The following is a 19,609-nucleotide window of genomic DNA, read 5'->3' on the forward strand; positions in this document are numbered from 1 at the left end:
GCGTGGCTGTAGCCGAAAACCCCACCCCGTTCAAGGCGTGAGCCAGCCATTGCGCTGGAACGAATCCGAGCCTCGGCACGTTCTGGCTCCAGGCCCGGAGGGGGTCTTTGGGAACCTTATTTGATGGACACACGCCCGCCGGCCACACCGGCCCCATCACCGTTGGCCGGCCAACCGCTGACCGCGATTCTGACCTTCGTACTGATCGTCACCGTACTTTATCTGGGGCGCGGCATCATCGTGCCGCTGGTGCTTGCCGTGCTGCTCGCTTTCGCCCTCGGCCCGGTGGTCAACGCGCTGCGCCGGGTGCGTATCCCTCATATCGTTGCGATCCTCGTGGCAGTTCTGGCCGCCATCGTGCTCATCGGCGCCATTGCCTACACCGCCGTTTCCCAGTTCATCGCGCTGGCCGGCGATCTGCCGCGCTACCAGGCGACGATCAGCGAAAAGCTGCGCATGGCGCAGGAAACCTTCGGCGGCGGGCAAGTCATCGACAGGCTGGTCTCGACCATCGAGCGGGTCGGTGCGCAGATCGAATCCAATACCGAAGGGTTCACGGTCGATGAGGGCGATCCCATTCCGGTGGTCATCGCCGATGATGGCGGCGGGGCGTTGGAAATTGCCCAAAGCGTGTTGTTTTCCATCGTCGGGCCGCTCGCCTCGCTGCTGATCGTCACGATCTTTCTCATCTTCCTGCTGCTCGAGCGCGAGGAACTGCGTGACCGGTTTCTCAAGCTCGTCAGCCGCGGCGATCTGCGCTCGTCCACCGAAGCGATGAACGAAGCCAGCGAGCGGGTAGGGCGCTATCTTTTAGCCCAGGCTTCGGTCAACATGGCCTATGGAGTGCTCTTTGCCGCCGGGCTGTTCCTGATCGGCGTGCCGAACGCCATCCTCTGGGGGCTTCTGGCCACCATCTTCCGCTATATTCCCTTCGTGGGCACGCTCATCATCGCATCGGTGCCCATCCTGCTCGCCATTGCCGTTGATCCGGGCTGGAGCATGCTGCTTTGGGTCATCGGGCTCTACCTGGCGCTCGAAGCGATCAGCAACAATTTCATAGAACCGCGCCTATACGGCAATTCCACCGGCCTCACCCCGCTCGCGGTGCTCGTTGCCGCAATGTTCTGGGCCACCCTTTGGGGCCCGATCGGCCTCATCGTCTCAATGCCGCTCACCGTCTGCATCGTGGTCATGGCGCGCTATGTGCCGGGGCTGAGCTTTATCGAAACCATGCTCGGCAGCGCCCCGGTCCTGCTGCCGCAGGAGCGCTTTTACCAGCGCCTTATCGCCGGCAATGCCGAGGAAGCGACCGAAGTGGCCGATCGCGAGATCGAGGACGGCGATGTCGCGCGCTTTTACGACGAGATCGCGGTGCCCGCCCTGCGCCTGGCCGAAGCCGATATCGCGGGCGATCTTGCCGATCCTTCTCACCGCCACCGGGTTGTCGAAACCCTCGCCGAGGTGATCGAGAACATCGAGGGCACCGCCGACCCGGCCAATGGTGGCGAGGAGACGCGGGTGCTCGTTTTCGGCGGTAAGACCGAACTCGATCAGGCGATAGCGCTCATGGTGGCCGAGCGGGTACGCGCGGCTGGTTTCCCGGTGCGGGTCATGGCTCCTGTCACGCTGCGCAAGGAGGGCATCGCCCAGCTCGATCTTTCGGGCACCGATGTCGCGTGCCTCTGTTATCTGGGCGCCAAGCCCGAAATCTACGCTCGGTACGCCGCGCGTCGTCTCAAGCGTATCCGGCCGCACATCCACGTCATCGCTGGCTATTTCCATCCCGATCTGCGCGCTTCCGGTCGGGAAGGAACGTCCGAGGACATCGATGTCGTCACCCATACCATAGCCTTGGCCGAAAGCTCGATCACCGCAGCGCTGGGTGCCGAAGGGGAGACCGCGCCGGGTCCCACGCCGTCGAGCGATGAAACGCGGCTGGCTGCGCGCGCTCTTTCGGCCCAGGCCGCCGCCGATCCCGCCATCGCGCACGCACTGCGCCGGCTGGCCCAGTCAGCGGGCGCCACGGTAGCCATGGTCACTGTCGTTCCGCTCGGCGAGGAGTTCGCCGAGGACCATAAATCAAGCCATGCCGAACATCTCGCCCGCGAGGTGCTCGCCCGCAAGGGCACGCTGATCATCGAGGATCTCCAGCATTCGCCCTATGCGCATCTGCGCAGTGTCGTCGAGAGCGGAGTGAGGGCCTATGCTGGCGTTCCCGTTGCGCTCGACGATCGGCAGATGGGCGCCGTTCTCGCGGTCTTCGACCAGGAGCCTCGTCTCTACGAGGACGTCCAGGTCAATCGCATCGAACAGAGTGCTCAGCTTCTAGCCTCGGATTTGCAATCGCTTCTCGCGCGCCGCGAGGCGGAGGAAAAAGAGGCGATCGACTGACCTTTGCTGGGCCGTGATCAGTCAGGGTTCGAGAACCAGGCTGCTCGGCACCCTGATCGCTAATGCGCATGTCCGTCGTCGAAGTCCTGCGTCCCCGCCTGCCAGTATCCGGCGGCCTTGATCCATTCCGGATCGTGTCCGCGCTCCTCGACGAAATATTTGCGCACGACCTTGCTCATGGCGCTTTCGCCGGCCACGAAAATGTAACCCTCGCCCTCGGGCACGTCGATCATCTCGACGGCGGCGAGCAAGAGACTTGGATCGCCCGGCTCGCCACCCTCGCGGCTCACCCATTTGATGTCGGCTCCAGCCGGCGCGTCGATCGTCTGGATCTCGCTTGTGTCGGCCACTTCGATCAATGCAATGGCACGGGCATCCCGCGGCAGCTCCTCGAGGCGGCGCGCGATGGCGGGCAGGGCGGTTTCGTCGCCCACCAGCAAATACCAGTCGAAATCTCCGCGCAGGACGAACGAGCCGCGCGGCCCACCCACCCCGATCATATCACCGGGTTTGGCGCCTTGGGCCCAGCTCGAAGCCGGACCATCCCCGTGCAGCACGAAGTCAAGCGTCAGGGTTCGGGCCGTGTTGTCGTAAAAGCGCGGGGTGTAATCGCGCGATTCCGGGCGCTTGCCATCGGGAAAGATCAGCCCGTTCTCCCCGCGCACGGGAGCGGGAAATTCGGATACCCCCGGCTCGGCGAAAAACAGTTTGCAGTGGTCGTCATAGCCAAGTGAGACGAAGCTCGAAAATTCGTCCGATTGCAGCGTGATCCGCGCCATCTTGGGGGTGATCCGCTCAGTGGCGATTACCTTGGCGACGCGGAACTTCAATTCGTGGCGTATGCGCTCGACGAAGCGGGATTGGTCGGTCATCTGCGGCGGTCCTTGGCTCGAATAAACAAGAGCCGACGTACGAATGATGACGGGGGAAGTCAACTTAACTTAATGTCACGCGATAATGTCGGGCAGGATAATGCGCTCGATCTCGACGATCCGGTCCTTGAGGGCAAGCTTGCGCTTTTTCAGTCTCTGGATCAGCGTCGCATCGGCGAGCCCGGAGGCTGAAAGCGTATGGATCGCTGCGTCCAGATCGGCATGTTCCTGCCGTTTTGTGGCCAGTTCCAGCCCAAGCTTGGCCTCTATCTGCTTGTCCAAAGGCAACATGAACGCGTTTTCCCCACGGACGCCCCGCAACGACATATTTGTGACTCTTGCCATAGATTTGCCATTGGACAAAGCCGCCAAAGAGTGTGACGATATTGTCGTCCAATGATGAAAGGAGTGACTATGACCTCACAGACTTACATCACCTCCCTGGAGCGGCGGCATCAGGATCTGGAACGCAAGATCAACGAAGAGATGCGCCACCCATCCCGCGACGCTCTTTTGATCGCAGCCCTCAAACGCAAGAAGCTTGAAGTCAAGGATCAGATGGCACAAGCCAATCGCGACGTCGCTCATTAGGCGTTTGCTCAAGGCGAGTTTCTGTGGGGCCACGGCGCAAGCTGCGGCCTTTTTTATTGGCCGAGCTAGGCCAAAAGCCCGGCTGCGCCATCGTAGATGAGCTTGAGCGAGAGCAGGAAGATCAGCAGGTAGGCCACGCGGTAGAAGATTGCTGGATCGATGCGGCGAACCGCGAACACGCCCACCAGCATGCCGGCAATGGCGACCGGCACGAGGTAGAGCGCCGCCTGCATATTGGCCCATGAGAGCTGGCCCAGCACCAGATAAGGCGGGATCTTTACCGCGTTGACCACTGCAAAGAACACCGCATTGGTGCCGGCAAACAGCGCCGGGGTCAGCCGCAGGGGCAGCATATAGATCTGCACCGGCGGCCCGCCGGTGTGGCTCACAAAGCTGGTGAACCCGGCGACCGATCCCCAGAATGTTCCCCAGAATCGCGAAGGCGGCAGGCCCTCGAGTTTTTTGCGCAACGGCAGCCAGGCATCGAGCACGAAAAGGAGCGTGATGATGCCGATCGCCAGGCGCACCATGGCCTCGCTCACCACCGCCGAAAGGGAGAACGCGATCGCCGTTCCCACCAGGGCGCCGGGCAGCAATATCCAGAAGATGCGCCAATTGACCTCGCGCCGATAGGCGATGAGCGCGATCATGTCCATGACGATCAGCAGCGGCAGCATCATTCCTGCCGCGTCCCGGGCCGGTATCACCAGGGTCAGCAGCGGCACGCCCACCACGCCCAGGCTCGCCACAAGGCCCGATTTGGAAAGCCCGACGAGAAAGACCGCCAGCGCGGCGACGAGAAAGAAGGTGGGATCGGACATGAAGCGCGAAATGGGAAGGGCGGAGTCTGCGCGCATAGCGCCGCTAAACCGGCCGGGTGTCAAGCATCGTCCCAAAATGAACGGCCCGCCACGGATTGCGCGGCGGGCCGTTCGACAGTCAGGAAAAGGGCTTACTCGCGATCGTCGCTGTCGGAATCGCTGCCCTTGAGGGATTTGAGCTTGGCAAACACCGACTCGGCTTCCCGCTCGGCGTCGTATTCCTCGTTGGCCGGTGCGTCGGCTTCACCCTCTTCACCCTCGGGCGCATACTGGGCGCGGTTGAGCGCTTCCTCGGCGGTCAGAAGCCGCGTGCCCTCGGGCGCGTCTTCGGTGATGCCGGCCTGGCGAGCGGCCTTGCGCACTTCCATGTCGAGCTCGATCTGGCTGCACAGGCCCAGCGTCACCGGATCCATGGCGGTCAGATTGGCCGCGTTCCAGTGGGTGCCTTCACGCACGGACTCGATCGTGGACTTGGTGGTGCCCACCAGCCGCATGATCTGGGCGTCCTTGAGTTCGGGGTGGTTGCGCACCAGCCATTTGATGGCGTTGGGGCGCTCGTGCCGGCGCGAGGTCGGGGTGTAGCGCGGGCCGCGGCGCTTGGGGGCGGCGACCTTCACCTTGGGCTCGGAAATTTTCAGCCGATAGTTTTCGTCGGCTTCGCCCTTGGCGATTTCCTCGCGGGTCAATTGCCCGTTCTGGAGCGGGTTGACCCCGCGAATGCCGGCCGCGACGTCGCCATCGGCAATGCCCTGCACTTCGAGCGGGTGCAGGGTGCAGAAATCGGCGATCTGCTTGAAGGTCAGCCCGGTATTTTCGACCAGCCAGACGGCGGTCGCCTTGGGCATGAGCAATTGTGTGGCCATGGATATATCTCTCCTAACGCTGCGGCCCGGTCTTCCTCCGGTCCGCCCGCCTCGCCAGTTCTCGATGAGGGGGAATTTGGCGGCCAATATAGGTGCTAAGCACCGCTCATGCAATTGTTAATCATACCGCTGCGCCCTGCAGGGGATCGGGCGAGCCTGCGGGAGCATGCACCGGCGTGGTGGTGGGCGGAGGCGCAGGCCGTTCCGCGAACGGGTCGGGGCTCCCCACCGGCCCGTCGAGCGGCGTTGGTGCCGATGGCTCGGCGCCCGCCAGCATCGGGTCGGGCGTTCCCACCGGCTCGCTTTGCGGCGTGGGCTCGGGCGGATAGCCGTTGAGCACGATGTCGAGAATTTCGGCATCGCGCATGCCGCGCAGGTTGAGATGATCGGCATCTTCCACCGACATGAAGATCCCGTGCGGGGCCGCCGCATAGAGACGGCGCCCCAGGAAAGCGGGCACAACAGTATCGCGTTCGCCATGGACGATGATGATGGTATCGGCCTGCGCCCCGGCGATGCGGCGGGCGGAGACGAAGGTGTCGTGCATCAACTGCCCCGGCAGGAACGGCATGGTTGCCGCCACGACGTCCGGCAGCGAGGAAAAGGGAGCTTCGAGCACGAGGCTCATCGATCGATAGCGCTCCGACATGGCGACCGCCACCCCGGTGCCCAGCGAATGGCCCATGAGCACCATCCGGCTGCCGGGCGCGTGCTCGCGCACATATTGAATGGCCGCTTCGGCATCGAGCAGCAGCCCTTCCTCGCTCGGCGTACCAGTCGAACCGGGATAGCCGCGATAGGCAAAGGCGAGCACTCCGAACCCGGCATCAGCCCAAGGGCCCCGTCCGAACCTCACCGCCATGGGCTCGGGTACGCTGCCATTTCCGTGGAAGGCGACGACCACCGGGGCGCCCTCGCGCGGGGGCTTGTAATAGGCCTTGAGCCGTTCGCCATCGGCCGTTTCCAGCGCAAAGCGCTCGAAATCGTTGCCCACCATCATGGCAAAGGGCGCAGCGTTCACGAAGCGGCGCGGAAACACCATTTCGCGCTGGAATGTATAGGCGAAGGCTATGACGAGCCCGTAAAGGATGATGGATACAAGGGCGATGCCGCCGGCAAGGCGAAGGGCAGTCTGAGTCATTGCACCGTCTATCAGAATCTCGAACACCGGTCGCGCCCCCAGCTGCCATTAAATTGTCACAAGTCGGAGTCCAGGCAAGTGTGATGTTGGACTCTGACATAATCGTGACCGGCGCCGGGAACCAATCTTTGTGTCTGCGCGTTAGTATTGCCCCTTTGTCTGGACCCAGCCATCCGGATGGGGCAAACGGGAAGCGTCGGAGCCGAAAAAGGAGCGCGCCATGGATGAGGATGAGGTCCGCCGCCAGCCGGTTCATGAGGTCGGCATGCCGCTCGATGCGCTCTCGGTCGATGAGCTGACCGACCGCATCTCCCTTCTCCAAAACGAGATCGCCCGTCTCGAGCGCGCCATCGAAAGCAAGAACGCCAGCCGCTCGGCGGCCGATGCCGTCTTCAAGTTCTGATCCCGCACCGCTCCGAGGCGTGGCCCATCGGCGACAGGGAAGATGCACTTGCCGGTAAGGTTAAAAAAGCGAGTCTCGTTAAGGAAAATTTTACGAGTTCGATTTAGGTTTTCCTCATCCAGTTTTTGCGCTGGAGTTTTTCAGAGCGGTTTCTTCCCTCTGTTTGACGCCTCCCTGTTAACTTTCGAGAGCCGTTCACCTGACGGCTCTTTTTCTTTTTCTGGGTTGGCGATTTCCCCGAGCCGTCGGCGTTAAGCCTAGTTGCAACTCCTCTTGCCGTGCGGGATGACGGCGCCCTCGATTGCGCCTAATATGGCGGTCCAGCTATCGAAACGATCAAGGAGCGCCCGTGGACGAGGTCATGTCCCCAACCGTTGCGTTGACCCCGAGACTTTTGTCCTCGGGAGGTTTTGACCTGCTCTACCGCGAAGGCATGGGGTTGATCGAGGAGGTCGCCGCCTATCTCGACGGGGAAGGGCGTACCGAAAGCAAGACGCTCAGCCGCGAAGGTTCTTTCCTCTACGCCACCGAAAGCATGCGGCTGACCACGCGCCTCATGCAGCTCGCCTCCTGGCTCCTGCTCCAACGCGCCGTCAATGAGGGCGAGATTTCCCCGCAACAGGCCCTTGAGGAAAAGTCAAAGGTCAAGTTCTCGGCCCTTCCCGAGGATCGCGGCGGCCCGGGCTGGGACGAAATCCCCGGGCGCATGAAGCACTATATCGAAAAGGGCGACCGCCTTTTCGAACGGGTCGTCAAGTTCGACAGGATCGAACGCGGCGAAGATATCCCCACCGAGCCCGCCGGCGAAAACGCCCTCAGCTCCCAGATGGACCGTCTCAAAGCCGCCTTCGGTGGCAAATAGAGCGTTCCCACTGCCGAGCGGCCTTCCATCCCCGTCGTCTTCGGGCCTGACCCGTAGACCGCAACGCCTGCGACCCATAGAAGAGGTGTGTGCCCAAACGGCAGTACCACCCAAACAAAAAGCCCGGCACACCGGCCGGGCTTTCGTATTCCGAGCGATCAGGGCTCTTACGAACCCAGGATGCCCTTGAACTTTTCCTTGAAGCGCGACACGCGGCCGCCACGGTCGACGAGCTTGCCCTGACCGCCGGTCCAGGCCGGGTGCGTGGTCGGGTCGATGTCGAGGGTCAGCGTGTCGCCTTCCTTGCCGTAGGTCGAACGGGTCTTGTAGGTCGTCCCGTCGGTCATCGCCACGGTGATGAAGTGGTAGTCGGGGTGAGTGTCTTTTTTCATGTGGATCGGGCCCTAAATCAAACGGGCGCGCAAGCGCCCGGACGGTACGTCTCGTAAACTGGTTGGCGGCCTTTTACCCAAAGCCCGCGCAATGCGCAAGGCCCGGCGAACATCCCCGATTCTCGCGCGTGGTTGCCCTCGGCGCCTCAACGGCTTATCTAGGCGGCAAACATTGAAAGCCCGTTTTATGGCTGACGCACGACTTTCCAACATCACAACGCCCGTTCAGACGGACATTCCGCGCCTTAAGGCAGGGGCCAAGCCGAGCTCGTTTTCCCCGCTGCGCCGTCTGATTCCCTTCATGACACGCTATCCGGTGCGGCTGACGCTGACCTTCACCTTCCTTCTGGTCGCGGCGATCACCTCGCTCTCGCTGCCTTACCTGGCCGGCGATTTCATCGATCAGGGGTTCGTCACCGAAAATCTCGAGGTCGTCTCGTCCTATGCCTGGCTGGTGATCGTGATTGCCGCGATCATGGCGATCTCGGGCGGCGCGCGCTTTTATCTCATCTCGGTCATCGGCGAGCGTGCCATCGCCGATCTGCGGCGCGAGGTTTTCGATCATCTCCTGACCCTCGATGCCACCTTCTTCGACGTCAACCGGGTGGGCGAACTCACCTCCCGGCTCAATGCCGACGTCGCCACCATCCGCTCGGCGGTAGGATCGTCCGCCTCTCTGGCGCTGCGCTCCTTCATCCTGATGGTGGGCGCGGTGTTCATGATGTTCTGGACCAGCTTCCAGCTCGCGCTGGGGGTGATCGTGGTTATCCCCATCATCGTCGTGCCGCTGGTCATCATGGGCCGGCGCATGAAAAAGGTCTCCAAGCGCACCCAATCCTCGCTCGCCGATCTTTCCGCGATGATCACCGAGACCCTGTCCTCGGTCAAAACAGTCAAATCCTTCACCCAGGAGGAAAGCCAGCAGGAGCTGTTCCGCGGCTATGCGGAAACCACCTACAAGGCCGAATTGACCCGCCACATGGCCCGGTCGCTGATGATCGGGCTGGTGCTGTTCGTTTCCATGTGCGCCATGGTCGGGCTGGTCTGGCTGGGCACCCAGGCGGTTTTCGCCGGCATGATCACCGTGGGCGAGGTCACCCAGTTCGCCATCTATGCTGTGGTCGCCACCAGCGCGCTCACCAATATGAGCGACGTGTTCGGCACGCTGCAGCAGGTTTCAGGCGCCACCGAGCGGCTGTTCGAAATCCTCGATACCCGCTCGACGCTGCCAATCAAAGCCAATCCCACCCCCATGCCCGAACCCTCGCAGGGCACCGTGCGCTTCGAAGCTGTGGATTTCACCTACAAGACGCGCGACGATGCCCCCATCCTGGCCGATCTTTCCTTTGCGGTGGAAAAGGGCGAACAGGTCGCTCTCGTCGGCGCTTCGGGCGCCGGCAAGTCGACGGTCTTTGCCCTGCTGCAGCGCTTTTATGACGTCAATTCCGGCCGCGTTCTCGTCGATGATATCGATGTGCGTGACGTCGACCCGCGCCAGTTGCGCCAGCGCTTCGCCTCGGTCGATCAGGAGCCGGTGATCTTTGCCGGCACCATTGCCGACAATATCCGCTTCGCAAAGCCCGAGGCCGGTTTGGATGAAATCCGCGCCGCCGCCGATGCGGCTCTGGTCACCGGTTTCGTTGAAGAGCTGCCCAGTGGTTTCGATACCATGGTGGGCGAACGCGGCGTCATGCTCTCGGGCGGCCAGAAGCAGCGCGTCGCCATCGCCCGCGCGCTCCTGAAGGATGCCCCGATCCTGCTGCTCGACGAAGCCACCTCCGCCCTCGACGCCCAGAGCGAGCATCTTGTGCAAAAGGCCCTCGAGCGCCTGATGGAAGGGCGGACCACCCTGGTCATCGCCCACCGCCTCGCCACTATCCGCAACGCCGACCGCATCCTGGTCCTGGAAAAAGGCCGGCTTATCGACCAGGGTACCCATTCCCAATTGGTCGCCAAAGGCGGCCGCTATGCCGAACTGGCCAAACTCCAATTCCGGATGAACGAAGAGGCGTTGGCGGGGTAATTGCGGTCGTCGTCGACCGTCACAAGCTCAGCGCACCCCTCACCCCGGCCCTCTCCCTCAAGGGAAGAGGGGGCTCCTGTCGAAGCCTTCGAGGTCCGTCCCTGAAAGCTGCAACGGGCTGCCCTTCTCCCCTGGTGGGAGAAGGTGGCCGCGAAGCGGTCGGATGAGAGGGGCGCCGAGCTTGCCAATTCAGACGCGGTTGGTAGCTGAACCCGCTATGCCTCGGTCAGCTTGAACTCGATCCGCCTGTTGCGCCGATACGCTTCCTCGGTATCGGCCGGATCGAGCGGCGCGTATTCCCCGAAGCCTGCGGCCAGAAGCCGGTTGGGTGAAACGCCCTGTTCCACGAGCAGCTTGGCCACCGCGATGGCACGGGCGGCCGACAATTCCCAGTTGGATGGAAATTGCGGGGTGGAGATCGGCCGCCGGTCGGTATGTCCGTCGATGCGCAGCACCCAGGGGATATCGGCCGGAATTTCATCCTCGAGTTCGAGAATGGCATCGGCCAGCGAGGCGATCTGGTCCTCGCCCTCGGGGGAAATCTCCGCCTGCCCGGCATCGAACAGCACTTCGGATTGAAACACGAACCGATCGCCCACCACCTGCACGTCCGACCGTCCCTCGAGAATTTCGCGCAGCCGCCCGAAAAAGTCCGAGCGATAGCGCGAGAGATCCTGGACCCGCTGCGCGAGCGCGACGTTCAGGCGGCGGCCCAGATCGGCGATCTGGGTGCGGCTTTCGGCGTCCCGCAGTTCGGACGCTTCGAGCGCGGCTTCGAGCGCCCCGATCTGCTGGCGCAGGGCGGCGAGCTGCTGGTTCAAAAGCGCCACCTGTGCCTGGGCTTCCGACGAAAGCTCCTGCTCCTCGGCAAGTTCGGCCTCGAGCCCGGCGATCGTGTCGTCATATTCGCCGATCCCGGCGCCCAACCCGGCCAGTTCGCTCTCGAGCTGGTCGCGTTCGGCCTCCACCCCGGAAAGCGTTGCCGAAAGCGAGGCGATCGAGAGTTCCAGATCCTCGGAGTTGGCGCGTTCGAGCTGCAGCAATTCGGTGAGTTCGGCAATCTGCGCGTTAAGGCGGGAAAGCGCCGTATCGCGCCCCAGGATTTCCTGGTTGAGGAAAAACTGGGCGATCATGAACATCGAGAGCATGAAGATGATGACCAGCAGCAGGCTCGACAGGGCGTCGACATAGCCGGGCCAGGAATTGGCGCGTTCGGTTGTGCGTCCGCGGACCAGTGCCATTCGTAAGTGCCCTTAATTGTGCCCGTCGCGCGGACGGTCGGCGTCCTGCAGCAGCGTGTCGATCAGGCGGTTCAATCGCTTGTTGACCTCGGCCTGTTCGGCGATATGGGCCCGCAGATCCTCCTGCTCGGCCCTTATGTGCTTGACCAGCCCGTCGATGCCCTTGGCCAGTTCGGCCATGGCGCGGATGGCGTTCTGCGACGAGTTCTGGGTCTGCATCGTCGCCCCCAGCCGCTCGAACATCTGCTGCATCTCGCTGCCCGAAACGCCGAAATTGCTGGCCTGCATGGTGGCGATCGGGTGGTCGAGTTCGGTCATCGAGCTCATCCAGTCTTCGAGATCGGTATAGAACGAGTTCTGCGCCTGGCTGGTCTGCAGGTCGAGAAAACCGAGCACGAGCGAACCGGCGAGGCCGAACAGCGAGGACGAGAACGCTGTCGACATGCCCCCGAGCGGCGCTTCCAGCCCTTCGCGCAGATTGGCGAACAGGCTCGTGGTATCGCCCGAGGTCACATCCAACCCCTGGATCACCCCGGCGACGGCGCCCACGGTGCCCAAAAGGCCGTAGAAGGTGCCCAAAAGGCCCAGGAACACCAGAAGGCCAGTGAGATAGCGCGAGGTTTCCTTGGCTTCATCGAGCCGGATGCCCACCGAATCGAGGATGGAGCGCATGGACGCAGGGGTGATCACCGTTTCCCCCAGCCGGTCGCGCATGATCGCCGCCACCGGCGAAAGCAGCACCGGGGCCCGCCGAAGCTGGCCGGCATTGCCCTCCTGGAGGGAATTGACCCAATGGACTTCGGGAAACAGCCGGATCACCTGGCGAAAGCTCAGAACGATCCCCACCAGCAGCGCGAACAGGATCAGCCCGTTGATGAAGGGCGAAGACCAGAAGGCTTCCAGAAGCTGAGGCAGGATGATGATCGCGACCATCGCCACCAGGACGAGGAAGATCACCATCTTGATAAGATAGACCAGCGGACTGGAAAGGCGATAGGGATCGTAGGGTTGCGTCATTAAACAGGCGGCTCCACGCGGCACTGTGGCGTAAACCAAGGCAGCGCCATGAATTTCGCCGCCAGCTTAGTCAGACCATGATGTCCTGACAATGACTTGAGACGTGGTTAAGGAAAACTGAGGAAAAGGAAACCCATGAAAATAGCGCGCCCTGCTTCTCCCGAGCGAGTTTGGGCCTGCGCCTGATCCAGACGAGCCGCGCTCTGGAACGAAATCAGGATCGCCTTCAAACCCTGAGGGCTATTTGACGGCCTGGATGGTCTTGAGCAGCTCGCCCTGGATCACCTCGTTGCCGGCAACCACTTCGCCCTTGGCGACGCTGTCATTGCCGCCGGCATAATCGGATACGAACCCGCCGGCTTCCTTGACCATCAGCAGCCCGGGCGCCACGTCCCAGGGGGCTAGCCGGTCTTCCCAGAGCCCATCGAACCGCCCGGCCGCCACCCAGGCGAGGTCGACCGAGATCGATCCGGTGCGCCGGATGCCGGCAACGGCGGGGGTCAGATGCGCCACCTGGCGTTGCGCCATGGAGTCGGTCGCCTTGCCGGTCAATTTGATGCCGGTGGTCAGCACCGCATCGGCCAGGTGCCGGCGCGAAGCCACGCGCAGGCGGCGATTGTTGAGCCAGGCGCCATTGCCCTTCTCGGCGCTGTAGAGTTCGTCCATCACCGGGTTGTAGATCACCGAGGAAACGATCTCGCCATTGCGTTCGAGCGCGATGGCCACGGCAAACAGCGGGATGGCGTGCAGGAAATTGGTCGTCCCGTCGAGCGGATCGATGATCCAGCGGTGCATGCCGTCGGTACCCTTGATCTCCCCGCCTTCTTCCATGAGGAAGGAATAGGTGGGCCGGGCCTTCATCAGCTCGTCCATGACGATCTTTTCAGCGCGCTTGTCGGCCATCGAAACGAAATCGGCCGGGCCCTTGCGCGAAACCTGCAGGTTCTCCACCTCGCCAAAATCGCGGATCAGCCCCTTGCCGGCCTTGAGGGCGGCATTGACCATGATGTTCATCAGCGCTGAGCGGGCCATGCTATTGTTCCTTTGCGTCAGGCGGAAATCACATCCGCTGGTGCGTGTGGTTGGCGCTGCACCCCTTACCCCAATCCCTCTCCCACCAGTGGAGAGGGCTACGGGGGACAGCAACAAGCACTGAATCCCCTTCTCCCCTGGTGGGAGAAGGTGCCCCGAAGGGGCGGATGAGGGGGGCGCCACGAGCGCCATCCTCGCTGTAATCCCAATCAATCCGCGCGGCGGATATAGGTCACTTCATTGGTATCGACCACGATCTTCTGGCCCACGCCCACGAACGGGGGCACCATGGTCTTGACGCCGTTCTCCAGCGTCGCGGGCTTGAACGAATTCGCCGCCGTCTGGCCCTTAACCACCGGCTCGGTGTCGGTCACTTCCAGCGTCACCTGGGCAGGGAGCTGAATGCCGAGCGGGGTCTCCTCGTACATTTCCACGGTCACCATCATGCCGTCCTGGAGAAACGCGGCACGCTCGCCCACGAAATCGGCCTCGAGCTCGATCTGCTCATAGGTTTCGGTGTTCATGAACACGAGCTGCTCGCCCTGGGCGTAGAGGAACTGGAAATCACGCTGCTCGAGCGTCACACGCTCGACGGTTTCGGCCGAACGGAAGCGTTCGTTGAGCTTGGTCGAGCCCTGGATGGCCTTGAGTTCCACCTGGGCATAGGCGCCGCCCTTGCCGGGCTTGACGTGGTCGACCTTGACCGCCACCCAAAGCCGGTCCTGGTGCATGATCACGTTGCCGGGACGGATTTCGTTACCGTTGATCTTCATGAATGGTCTTTTCGTTGCTGCGCCCGCGCGGAAATGGGCGCGCAAGGCCTATATGACTGGTGCGCAGGCTTTTGCCCCAGAACGCGGCGGCTTTCAAGCCTCTAGGACGATTGCGGTGCGGCACCGGGCTTTGAGACGGCCATCTCCTCGTTCCGCATCGCACTCCCGCTCGCGTTCTGCCATAATGCCGGCATTGCGTTTCGAAAATCGAAAGCCCATGGCCATGAGCGTTTTCACCCGATCCGGTTTCGACACCTTTTCCGGTGAGTTCAAGGGCAACACCCTCCACGACCAGTGGGACTCCCGCGTCGCCAAGGTCGGCGGCAAGGTCTATGCCGTGTTCGGCGAGCACGAGGATGGCCCGCCCACATTGGTCTTCAAATGCCCGCAGGAGACGTTTGAAATCCTCACCGCGCTCGCCGGCGTTACCCAGGCGCCATATTTCGCCAAGCGCCAATGGGTGTCAGTTTCCGCCGATGCCGATCTGCCCGAGGACGAAGTCCGCGCCTATATCGCCAATTCCCACCGCCTGGTCGCCGCCGGCCTCACCAAGGCCCAGCGCGCCGAAATCGGCCTCTAGCGGCAAACGCCGCACCTTGCCAGCAGTCCGCTCCCGCCCTTTAATGGCCCCGGGGCAGGGAGGGGAAATCCATGCCGCATAGTTTTGTGATCGTCCACGGCGCCTGGACGGGCGGATGGTCATGGGAGCGGGTGATCGGGCGGCTGCATGCACATGGCCATCGCGCTTTTGCCCCAACGCTGAGCGGATTGTGCGAGCGCCGGCACCTGGCCGGCCCCGCCATCACCCTCACGACCCATATCGACGACATCGTCAACGAGATCGAGTTCAAGGATCTTTCCGATATCGTTCTCGTCGGCCATTCCTATGGCGGCATGGTCGCTACCGGCGTGGTCGAGCGCGTGCCGGATCGTATCGCCTCGGTCGTCTTCATCGAGGCCTTTATTCCCGAAGACGGCATGAGCTTTGCCGATTCCGCGCCGGGCGAGGACTTCTCTCCCGCCATGATCGATCCGCCACCCACCGCCCCGGGAGAATATCTGCGGGAGGAAGATCGGGTCTGGGTGGACAGCAAGGCGACGCCGCAGCCTGTCGGCACCTTCACCGAAAAGCTGAAGGTCACCGGCGCCTACCAGCGCGTCCCGAAAAAGACCTTCGTGGTCGCGACCTCCGGGGTGCCTTTCGGCGAAACTCTGGATAAATTCCGCGCCGATCCGGGCTGGACCATCCGCGAACTCCCCTGCGGCCACGACATCGCGGTCGATCTACCCGATGAGCTGGCCGAGCTTTTAATGGCCGCTGCCTAGCTGGCGCTCTCGCCGCGCGCCACGTCTTCGAGTTCGCTTGGCAGCGTTTCGAGCATCTCGGGCAACGGGGCGTCGGGGGCCTCTTCCTCGCGCGTTGCCGGCTCGGGCTCCTCGCTCGGGGGCACGCCGGGCCAGAAGCGGGCGCGTTCCTCGCCACGGGCGATCGCCTCGGGGTCGGCCCCCGCCAGCAACTGGTCCAGCGCCTCGTCGGTCAGCCCCTGCCGCCGCGCTAGGGCGCGATACATGGCGGCGGTTTCGGCATCCTGGGCAACTCCCTCAGCGGCGGCCAGCATCATGGCATAGCGCACCTGGCCCACCGGATTGCCGGTTTCGGCGGCGCGGCCATACCAATGGGCGGCGCCCTCGGCGTCGCGTTGGCCCGCCGCACCGAGATAGATCAGGGTGGCATATTCCACCTGGGCGGCGGATAGCCCCTGTTCGGCAGCGCTGAGCAAAAGCTCCAGCGCCCCTTCGGTGTTGGGCGCCACCCCGGCGCCTTCGAGCAGCATCACGGCGTAGTCGTATTGCGCCTCGGGCAGCCCCGCTTCGGCCGCTTCTCCGATCAGCTCGGCGGCGCGCACCAGATTGGGCTCGGCATAGAGTCCTTCCACATGCAGCAGGCCCAGATTGTACTTGGCGGCGATATGCCCGCCATCGGCGGCCTTCTCAAAGAGCGCCGCGGCCCGCTCGCGATTGCGCGCCACCCCGGTTCCGTTCTGATAGATCATGGCGAGCTGGAAGGTTGCCTGAATGTCCCCGTTCTGGTCGGCCTGGCCGTACCAGCCGATGGCGCGAGGGATGTCTTGGGGCACGCCCAGCCCGTTGGCGTAGATTTCTCCGATCAGCGTCTGGGCCACCGCATCGCCATTGGCCGCGCGGCGTTCGGCCAGCCGCAGGGCGGTGAGGTAATAGCCACGCTGGAAAGCGCCATAGGCCAGGTCCACCCCTTCCGGCGGATTGAGCAGCATGCGCGAGATATCGAGCGCCTCGTCCATTTGTTCGGTCTGGGCCGGCGCCGCCGCCGGGCTCAAGGCCACCATCGCGGCCAACAGGAAGGGTGAAAGTTTCATGCCTGCTCTCCGAGGAGAGCGTCGATCTTGTCCCAATCGGCCTGGGCAAAGGCGATGAACTCGCTCCGGCGCTCGCCCAGCGTCCCCGCATCGGCCGGCCCGGCGAAATAGACCGAGGGCACCTCGAAGGTCTCGGCCCACCAGTCGGCCATCTCGCGCCCGTTCGTTTCCGGATCGTCGCGATCGCCGAACATCAGGTAGTCGATCTCCAACTCGCCGCGCACCATGGCCTCGTGCCGCGATCCGATGTCGCCGGTCCCCACGATATAGTCGGGCTTTAAGGTGTCCACCGCCTCGCGCAGCGCCTTTACCCCACCCGACATATGTACCCCATCGGCCCGCGCCGATTTGACCAGACTGGGCCGTCCATCGACCAGTACGGCGCAATCGCGCGCCTGGGCGATCGGCGCCAGCTTTTTGAGCCGCTCGATATACACATAATCATCGGCCTCGCCGGCCGCGACCAGCAGGGCGGCGGCGTTCACCCGCTCGAGCGTTGCCTTGAGCAGCTCGGCGGTCCGCTCCACCTCGATCTGCGGGTCGGTGATGAGAAAGATATCGACTGCCATGGCGCCCCAAATACGTTGCGAGCCCCAATGCCGTCAAACCATGACGAAAAAAGGGACGCTGCCGGCTTACCGCGTCCCTTGCCCGATGGGAAGCGTGTTGGGACGGGTTTGCCGCGCAGCCCGGCAGTCGAGGAGATTATCGCTTGCGCGCCGACATCCGATTGCCGATGATCGGGCATGACCGCATTTGCCGACCACGATGCCTATATCGCCGCGGCGCCCGAAGCGCTCCGGCCGCTGCTGGTCCATTTGCGCGCCCAACTGGCTCGGGCGCTCCCCGATGCCGAGGAGATCATTCGCTACGATATGCCCGGGTTTGCTGCGGGAGGTTCGGTCATCGCCGGCTATGCAGCGTTCAGCAAGCAGTGCGGCCTGTATGTGAGCGGCGGCGCCATCAGCGCCTGTTCCGACGCCATCGCCGCAGCCGGGCTCAAAGCATCAAAGACCGGCGTCAAATTCTCCCCGAACAAACCCATCCCCGACGACCTCATCGCTGCACTCGCCCTGTCTTCGCGAAAGGAACTCGGGGTGTGAATGGCCGATGCCATTACGGCCATTAGGGGCGTTTCCAGCAAATGGAATTCACTTTTGTGGTTCGGAACGCGGTAAAACCAGGTCGTAGAGTAGATAAGTTTCCCCGAATGGAAACTGTCGTTGAAAGCGTGCGAAGTTTGGTCTATTGGTTTCCTTTATTGGAAACGAACGGGCACAACAATGGCTCTTACGCTCTACCTCCACCCGCTCGCCTCTTTCTGCCACAAGGTCCTCATCGGGCTTTATGAGAACGGCACCGCTTTCGAACCCAGTCTCGTCGATTTTGCGGATCCAGGGTCCGCTGCCGCTCACATCGAGCGCTGGCCGGTGGGCAAGATCCCGGTGTTGCATGACAGCGTTGGCAACAGGGTGGTCGCTGAAACCAGCATCATTATCGAGTATCTCCAGCACCATCATGTCGGTCCGGTCCAGCTGATACCGACCGAAGCGGAACAGCAACTCGACGTCCGCCTGTGGGATCGCTTTTTCGATCTCTATGTCAGTGTGCCGATGCAAAAGATCGTGGGCGACCGTATTCGGCCCGAAGGCGCCGCCGATCCCCACGGCGTTGCGGAAGCGCATGCGACGCTAGAGACGGCCTATGACATGATCGAAGGGCAGCTCGACGGACGCAAATGGATCATAGGGGAGACGTTCACCATGGCGGATTGTTCAGCGCTACCAGCGTTGTTCTTTGGGTCCATCGTGCATCCGCTTGGCGATGGCAGACCACAATCGCGAGATTATTTCGAGCGCCTGCTGGCGCGGCCATCGGTGCAACGCGTCCTCGCTGAAGCACAGCCCTACTTCAAGTTCTTTCCTTATCGTGACGCAATGCCGTCCCGCTTTTTGGAACCTGTGGCATGACCGAAACAGAAAGCATCGACCGCTATTTCCAGGCCATGGCTGACCCCTACCGGCGCGGGTTTGTCGAACGCCTCTCCAAGGGACCGGCTTCGGTGAAGGAGTTGGCAGCGCCCGCCAACGTTCAATTGCCGGCGGTGCTCAAGCACCTTCGGGTGCTCGAAGACGGTGGCATTGTCGTCAGCGAAAAAGTTGGCCGTGTGCGTACCTATCGCATGAGGCCCGATGCCTTCAAGGCCATCAACAACTGGGTAGAGCAGCGTCAGCGCGACATGAATGCTGCTTTCGACAGATTGGCGACCGCAATGGCCGAAGTGCCCGAGGAGAAGGATCACTGATGGGTATCAATGTCGACCATCGCAGCTTCGTCATTGAACGTGAGCTGCCAGGTAGCCCTGCCCACGCCTTTCGCTTTTGGTCCGACCATCAGCTCAAGCGGCGCTGGAACAGCTGCCATCCGGATTGGATCGTCATCGAGGATCGGTTCGACTTCCACATCGATGGGCATGAGAGCATGATCTGGCGCATGCCGGATGGAACCGAACAGGCGATGCTGGCTCACTTCCTCGAAATTCACCCCCGCCAACGCATCGTCTATGCCTACACGATGCGGACCAATGGCAATCCGATTTCATCCTCGCTCGTGACCGTCGAGTTCGAAGGCCAGGATGAAAAAACCACGATGACCTTCACCGAACAAGCTGTCTTCGCAAGCGTGAAGGACGGAGACATACGGGAGGCCGGCACGGGCATCGGCTTCGCCCGTCTCCAGGAAGTGATGTTTGATTATATAGAGGACACGACCCGGTAGGGCCTGGGACGTC

Annotated in this window: 23 protein-coding genes; 11 read left to right on the forward strand and 12 right to left on the reverse strand. The window is 62.6% G+C overall.

Annotated features, from left to right (window positions below):
• Positions 1-123 precede the first annotated feature (123 nt).
• The gene (locus NO934_RS11480; RefSeq protein WP_309160104.1) at positions 124-2,391 is read left to right on the forward strand and encodes an AI-2E family transporter; all 2,268 of its coding nucleotides are present in this window, start codon (positions 124-126) and stop codon (positions 2,389-2,391) included.
• Between the two features lie 59 nt (positions 2,392-2,450).
• Here NO934_RS11480 and NO934_RS11485 read toward each other — a convergent pair whose 3' ends face one another.
• On the reverse strand, positions 2,451-3,263 hold the full coding sequence (locus tag NO934_RS11485) for a siderophore-interacting protein (protein WP_309160105.1): 813 nt from the start codon (positions 3,261-3,263) through the stop codon (positions 2,451-2,453).
• A gap of 75 nt (positions 3,264-3,338) precedes the next feature.
• Entirely contained in the window at positions 3,339-3,554 is a 216-nt protein-coding gene (locus tag NO934_RS11490) for a DUF465 domain-containing protein (protein WP_309160107.1), read from the reverse strand.
• Between the two features lie 123 nt (positions 3,555-3,677).
• Here NO934_RS11490 and NO934_RS11495 point away from each other — a divergent pair, with 123 nt between their 5' ends.
• Positions 3,678-3,854 (forward strand): DUF465 domain-containing protein, encoded by a 177-nt coding sequence (locus NO934_RS11495; RefSeq protein ID WP_309160109.1) that lies wholly within the window; start codon positions 3,678-3,680, stop codon positions 3,852-3,854.
• A gap of 65 nt (positions 3,855-3,919) precedes the next feature.
• Here NO934_RS11495 and NO934_RS11500 read toward each other — a convergent pair whose 3' ends face one another.
• The 3 genes from NO934_RS11500 to NO934_RS11510 form a co-directional block, all read right to left on the reverse strand.
• Complete coding sequence (locus tag NO934_RS11500) at positions 3,920-4,711, reverse strand: sulfite exporter TauE/SafE family protein (protein ID WP_309160110.1); 792 nt, start codon at positions 4,709-4,711, stop codon at positions 3,920-3,922.
• A gap of 95 nt (positions 4,712-4,806) precedes the next feature.
• On the reverse strand, positions 4,807-5,538 hold the full coding sequence (locus NO934_RS11505) for a cell cycle transcriptional regulator TrcR (RefSeq protein WP_309160111.1): 732 nt from the start codon (positions 5,536-5,538) through the stop codon (positions 4,807-4,809).
• A gap of 121 nt (positions 5,539-5,659) precedes the next feature.
• Positions 5,660-6,679 carry an alpha/beta hydrolase gene (locus NO934_RS11510; RefSeq protein ID WP_309160112.1) on the reverse strand — a complete coding sequence of 340 codons (1,020 nt, stop codon included), beginning with the start codon at positions 6,677-6,679 and terminating at the stop codon, positions 5,660-5,662.
• 220 nt (positions 6,680-6,899) lie between these two features.
• On the opposite strand from NO934_RS11510, the gene NO934_RS11515 reads away from it, so the two are divergent.
• Positions 6,900-7,082, forward strand: coding sequence for a DUF1192 domain-containing protein (locus NO934_RS11515; RefSeq protein ID WP_309160113.1), 183 nt, complete (start codon positions 6,900-6,902; stop codon positions 7,080-7,082).
• A 361-nt stretch (positions 7,083-7,443) separates the two neighbouring features.
• A complete protein-coding gene (locus tag NO934_RS11520) occupies positions 7,444-7,944 on the forward strand; it encodes a DUF1465 family protein (RefSeq protein WP_309160114.1) in 501 nt (166 codons plus the stop codon).
• Between the two features lie 167 nt (positions 7,945-8,111).
• Here the strand turns inward: NO934_RS11520 and rpmE are convergent, their stop codons facing one another.
• Positions 8,112-8,336, reverse strand: coding sequence for a 50S ribosomal protein L31 (rpmE, locus tag NO934_RS11525; RefSeq protein WP_309160115.1), 225 nt, complete (start codon positions 8,334-8,336; stop codon positions 8,112-8,114).
• A gap of 187 nt (positions 8,337-8,523) precedes the next feature.
• Between rpmE and NO934_RS11530 the strand changes: the two genes are divergently transcribed.
• On the forward strand, positions 8,524-10,359 hold the full coding sequence (locus tag NO934_RS11530) for an ABC transporter transmembrane domain-containing protein (RefSeq protein ID WP_309160116.1): 1,836 nt from the start codon (positions 8,524-8,526) through the stop codon (positions 10,357-10,359).
• Between the two features lie 215 nt (positions 10,360-10,574).
• Here the strand turns inward: NO934_RS11530 and NO934_RS11535 are convergent, their stop codons facing one another.
• From NO934_RS11535 to efp, 4 genes are all read right to left on the reverse strand, one after another.
• Entirely contained in the window at positions 10,575-11,600 is a 1,026-nt protein-coding gene (locus NO934_RS11535) for a peptidoglycan -binding protein (RefSeq protein WP_309160117.1), read from the reverse strand.
• 12 nt (positions 11,601-11,612) lie between these two features.
• On the reverse strand, positions 11,613-12,617 hold the full coding sequence (locus tag NO934_RS11540) for a flagellar motor protein MotA (RefSeq protein WP_309160118.1): 1,005 nt from the start codon (positions 12,615-12,617) through the stop codon (positions 11,613-11,615).
• 240 nt (positions 12,618-12,857) lie between these two features.
• Complete coding sequence (locus NO934_RS11545; protein ID WP_309160119.1) at positions 12,858-13,649, reverse strand: inositol monophosphatase family protein; 792 nt, start codon at positions 13,647-13,649, stop codon at positions 12,858-12,860.
• A 209-nt stretch (positions 13,650-13,858) separates the two neighbouring features.
• On the reverse strand, positions 13,859-14,422 hold the full coding sequence (gene efp / locus NO934_RS11550; protein ID WP_309160120.1) for an elongation factor P: 564 nt from the start codon (positions 14,420-14,422) through the stop codon (positions 13,859-13,861).
• Between the two features lie 223 nt (positions 14,423-14,645).
• On the opposite strand from efp, the gene NO934_RS11555 reads away from it, so the two are divergent.
• Positions 14,646-15,002, forward strand: a complete 357-nt coding sequence (locus NO934_RS11555) for an MmcQ/YjbR family DNA-binding protein (protein ID WP_309160121.1) — start codon at positions 14,646-14,648, stop codon at positions 15,000-15,002.
• Positions 15,003-15,073: 71 nt separating this feature from the next.
• Positions 15,074-15,748, forward strand: a complete 675-nt coding sequence (locus NO934_RS11560; protein ID WP_309160122.1) for an alpha/beta fold hydrolase — start codon at positions 15,074-15,076, stop codon at positions 15,746-15,748.
• On the opposite strand, the gene NO934_RS11565 is transcribed toward NO934_RS11560, so the two are convergent.
• The gene (locus tag NO934_RS11565) at positions 15,745-16,818 is read right to left on the reverse strand and encodes a tetratricopeptide repeat protein (protein WP_309160123.1); all 1,074 of its coding nucleotides are present in this window, start codon (positions 16,816-16,818) and stop codon (positions 15,745-15,747) included. The genes NO934_RS11560 and NO934_RS11565 overlap by 4 nt on opposite strands.
• A complete protein-coding gene (locus tag NO934_RS11570; RefSeq protein ID WP_309160124.1) occupies positions 16,815-17,387 on the reverse strand; it encodes a thiamine phosphate synthase in 573 nt (190 codons plus the stop codon). The genes NO934_RS11565 and NO934_RS11570 overlap by 4 nt, the downstream gene beginning before the upstream one ends.
• A gap of 177 nt (positions 17,388-17,564) precedes the next feature.
• On the opposite strand from NO934_RS11570, the gene NO934_RS11575 reads away from it, so the two are divergent.
• The 4 genes from NO934_RS11575 (at position 17,565) to NO934_RS11590 (ending at position 19,596) form a co-directional block, all read left to right on the forward strand.
• Positions 17,565-17,921, forward strand: coding sequence for a DUF1801 domain-containing protein (locus NO934_RS11575; protein ID WP_309160125.1), 357 nt, complete (start codon positions 17,565-17,567; stop codon positions 17,919-17,921).
• A 180-nt stretch (positions 17,922-18,101) separates the two neighbouring features.
• The gene (locus NO934_RS11580) at positions 18,102-18,788 is read left to right on the forward strand and encodes a glutathione S-transferase family protein (RefSeq protein ID WP_309160126.1); all 687 of its coding nucleotides are present in this window, start codon (positions 18,102-18,104) and stop codon (positions 18,786-18,788) included.
• Entirely contained in the window at positions 18,785-19,123 is a 339-nt protein-coding gene (locus tag NO934_RS11585) for a metalloregulator ArsR/SmtB family transcription factor (protein ID WP_309160127.1), read from the forward strand. The genes NO934_RS11580 and NO934_RS11585 overlap by 4 nt, the downstream gene beginning before the upstream one ends.
• Positions 19,123-19,596 (forward strand): SRPBCC domain-containing protein, encoded by a 474-nt coding sequence (locus NO934_RS11590; protein ID WP_309160128.1) that lies wholly within the window; start codon positions 19,123-19,125, stop codon positions 19,594-19,596. The genes NO934_RS11585 and NO934_RS11590 overlap by 1 nt, the downstream gene beginning before the upstream one ends.
• The last annotated feature ends 13 nt before the right edge of the window (positions 19,597-19,609 follow it).

Origin of the sequence: Pelagibacterium sp. H642, from assembly GCF_031202855.1 — a bacterium.
Lineage (GTDB): Bacteria > Pseudomonadota > Alphaproteobacteria > Rhizobiales > Devosiaceae > Pelagibacterium.

What these genes read in the sequence shown, in the direction of transcription:
- NO934_RS11480 (WP_309160104.1), top strand. Translation starts at nt 124, where the DNA reads ATGGACACACGCCCGCCGGCCACACCGGCCCCATCACCGTTGGCCGGC.
- NO934_RS11485 (WP_309160105.1), bottom strand. Translation starts at nt 3,263, where the DNA reads ATGACCGACCAATCCCGCTTCGTCGAGCGCATACGCCACGAATTGAAG.
- NO934_RS11490 (WP_309160107.1), bottom strand. Translation starts at nt 3,554, where the DNA reads ATGTTGCCTTTGGACAAGCAGATAGAGGCCAAGCTTGGGCTGGAACTG.
- NO934_RS11495 (WP_309160109.1), top strand. Translation starts at nt 3,678, where the DNA reads ATGACCTCACAGACTTACATCACCTCCCTGGAGCGGCGGCATCAGGAT.
- NO934_RS11500 (WP_309160110.1), bottom strand. Translation starts at nt 4,711, where the DNA reads ATGCGCGCAGACTCCGCCCTTCCCATTTCGCGCTTCATGTCCGATCCC.
- NO934_RS11505 (WP_309160111.1), bottom strand. Translation starts at nt 5,538, where the DNA reads ATGGCCACACAATTGCTCATGCCCAAGGCGACCGCCGTCTGGCTGGTC.
- NO934_RS11510 (WP_309160112.1), bottom strand. Translation starts at nt 6,679, where the DNA reads ATGACTCAGACTGCCCTTCGCCTTGCCGGCGGCATCGCCCTTGTATCC.
- NO934_RS11515 (WP_309160113.1), top strand. Translation starts at nt 6,900, where the DNA reads ATGGATGAGGATGAGGTCCGCCGCCAGCCGGTTCATGAGGTCGGCATG.
- NO934_RS11520 (WP_309160114.1), top strand. Translation starts at nt 7,444, where the DNA reads ATGTCCCCAACCGTTGCGTTGACCCCGAGACTTTTGTCCTCGGGAGGT.
- rpmE (WP_309160115.1), bottom strand. Translation starts at nt 8,336, where the DNA reads ATGAAAAAAGACACTCACCCCGACTACCACTTCATCACCGTGGCGATG.
- NO934_RS11530 (WP_309160116.1), top strand. Translation starts at nt 8,524, where the DNA reads ATGGCTGACGCACGACTTTCCAACATCACAACGCCCGTTCAGACGGAC.
- NO934_RS11535 (WP_309160117.1), bottom strand. Translation starts at nt 11,600, where the DNA reads ATGGCACTGGTCCGCGGACGCACAACCGAACGCGCCAATTCCTGGCCC.
- NO934_RS11540 (WP_309160118.1), bottom strand. Translation starts at nt 12,617, where the DNA reads ATGACGCAACCCTACGATCCCTATCGCCTTTCCAGTCCGCTGGTCTAT.
- NO934_RS11545 (WP_309160119.1), bottom strand. Translation starts at nt 13,649, where the DNA reads ATGGCCCGCTCAGCGCTGATGAACATCATGGTCAATGCCGCCCTCAAG.
- efp (WP_309160120.1), bottom strand. Translation starts at nt 14,422, where the DNA reads ATGAAGATCAACGGTAACGAAATCCGTCCCGGCAACGTGATCATGCAC.
- NO934_RS11555 (WP_309160121.1), top strand. Translation starts at nt 14,646, where the DNA reads ATGAGCGTTTTCACCCGATCCGGTTTCGACACCTTTTCCGGTGAGTTC.
- NO934_RS11560 (WP_309160122.1), top strand. Translation starts at nt 15,074, where the DNA reads ATGCCGCATAGTTTTGTGATCGTCCACGGCGCCTGGACGGGCGGATGG.
- NO934_RS11565 (WP_309160123.1), bottom strand. Translation starts at nt 16,818, where the DNA reads ATGAAACTTTCACCCTTCCTGTTGGCCGCGATGGTGGCCTTGAGCCCG.
- NO934_RS11570 (WP_309160124.1), bottom strand. Translation starts at nt 17,387, where the DNA reads ATGGCAGTCGATATCTTTCTCATCACCGACCCGCAGATCGAGGTGGAG.
- NO934_RS11575 (WP_309160125.1), top strand. Translation starts at nt 17,565, where the DNA reads ATGACCGCATTTGCCGACCACGATGCCTATATCGCCGCGGCGCCCGAA.
- NO934_RS11580 (WP_309160126.1), top strand. Translation starts at nt 18,102, where the DNA reads ATGGCTCTTACGCTCTACCTCCACCCGCTCGCCTCTTTCTGCCACAAG.
- NO934_RS11585 (WP_309160127.1), top strand. Translation starts at nt 18,785, where the DNA reads ATGACCGAAACAGAAAGCATCGACCGCTATTTCCAGGCCATGGCTGAC.
- NO934_RS11590 (WP_309160128.1), top strand. Translation starts at nt 19,123, where the DNA reads ATGGGTATCAATGTCGACCATCGCAGCTTCGTCATTGAACGTGAGCTG.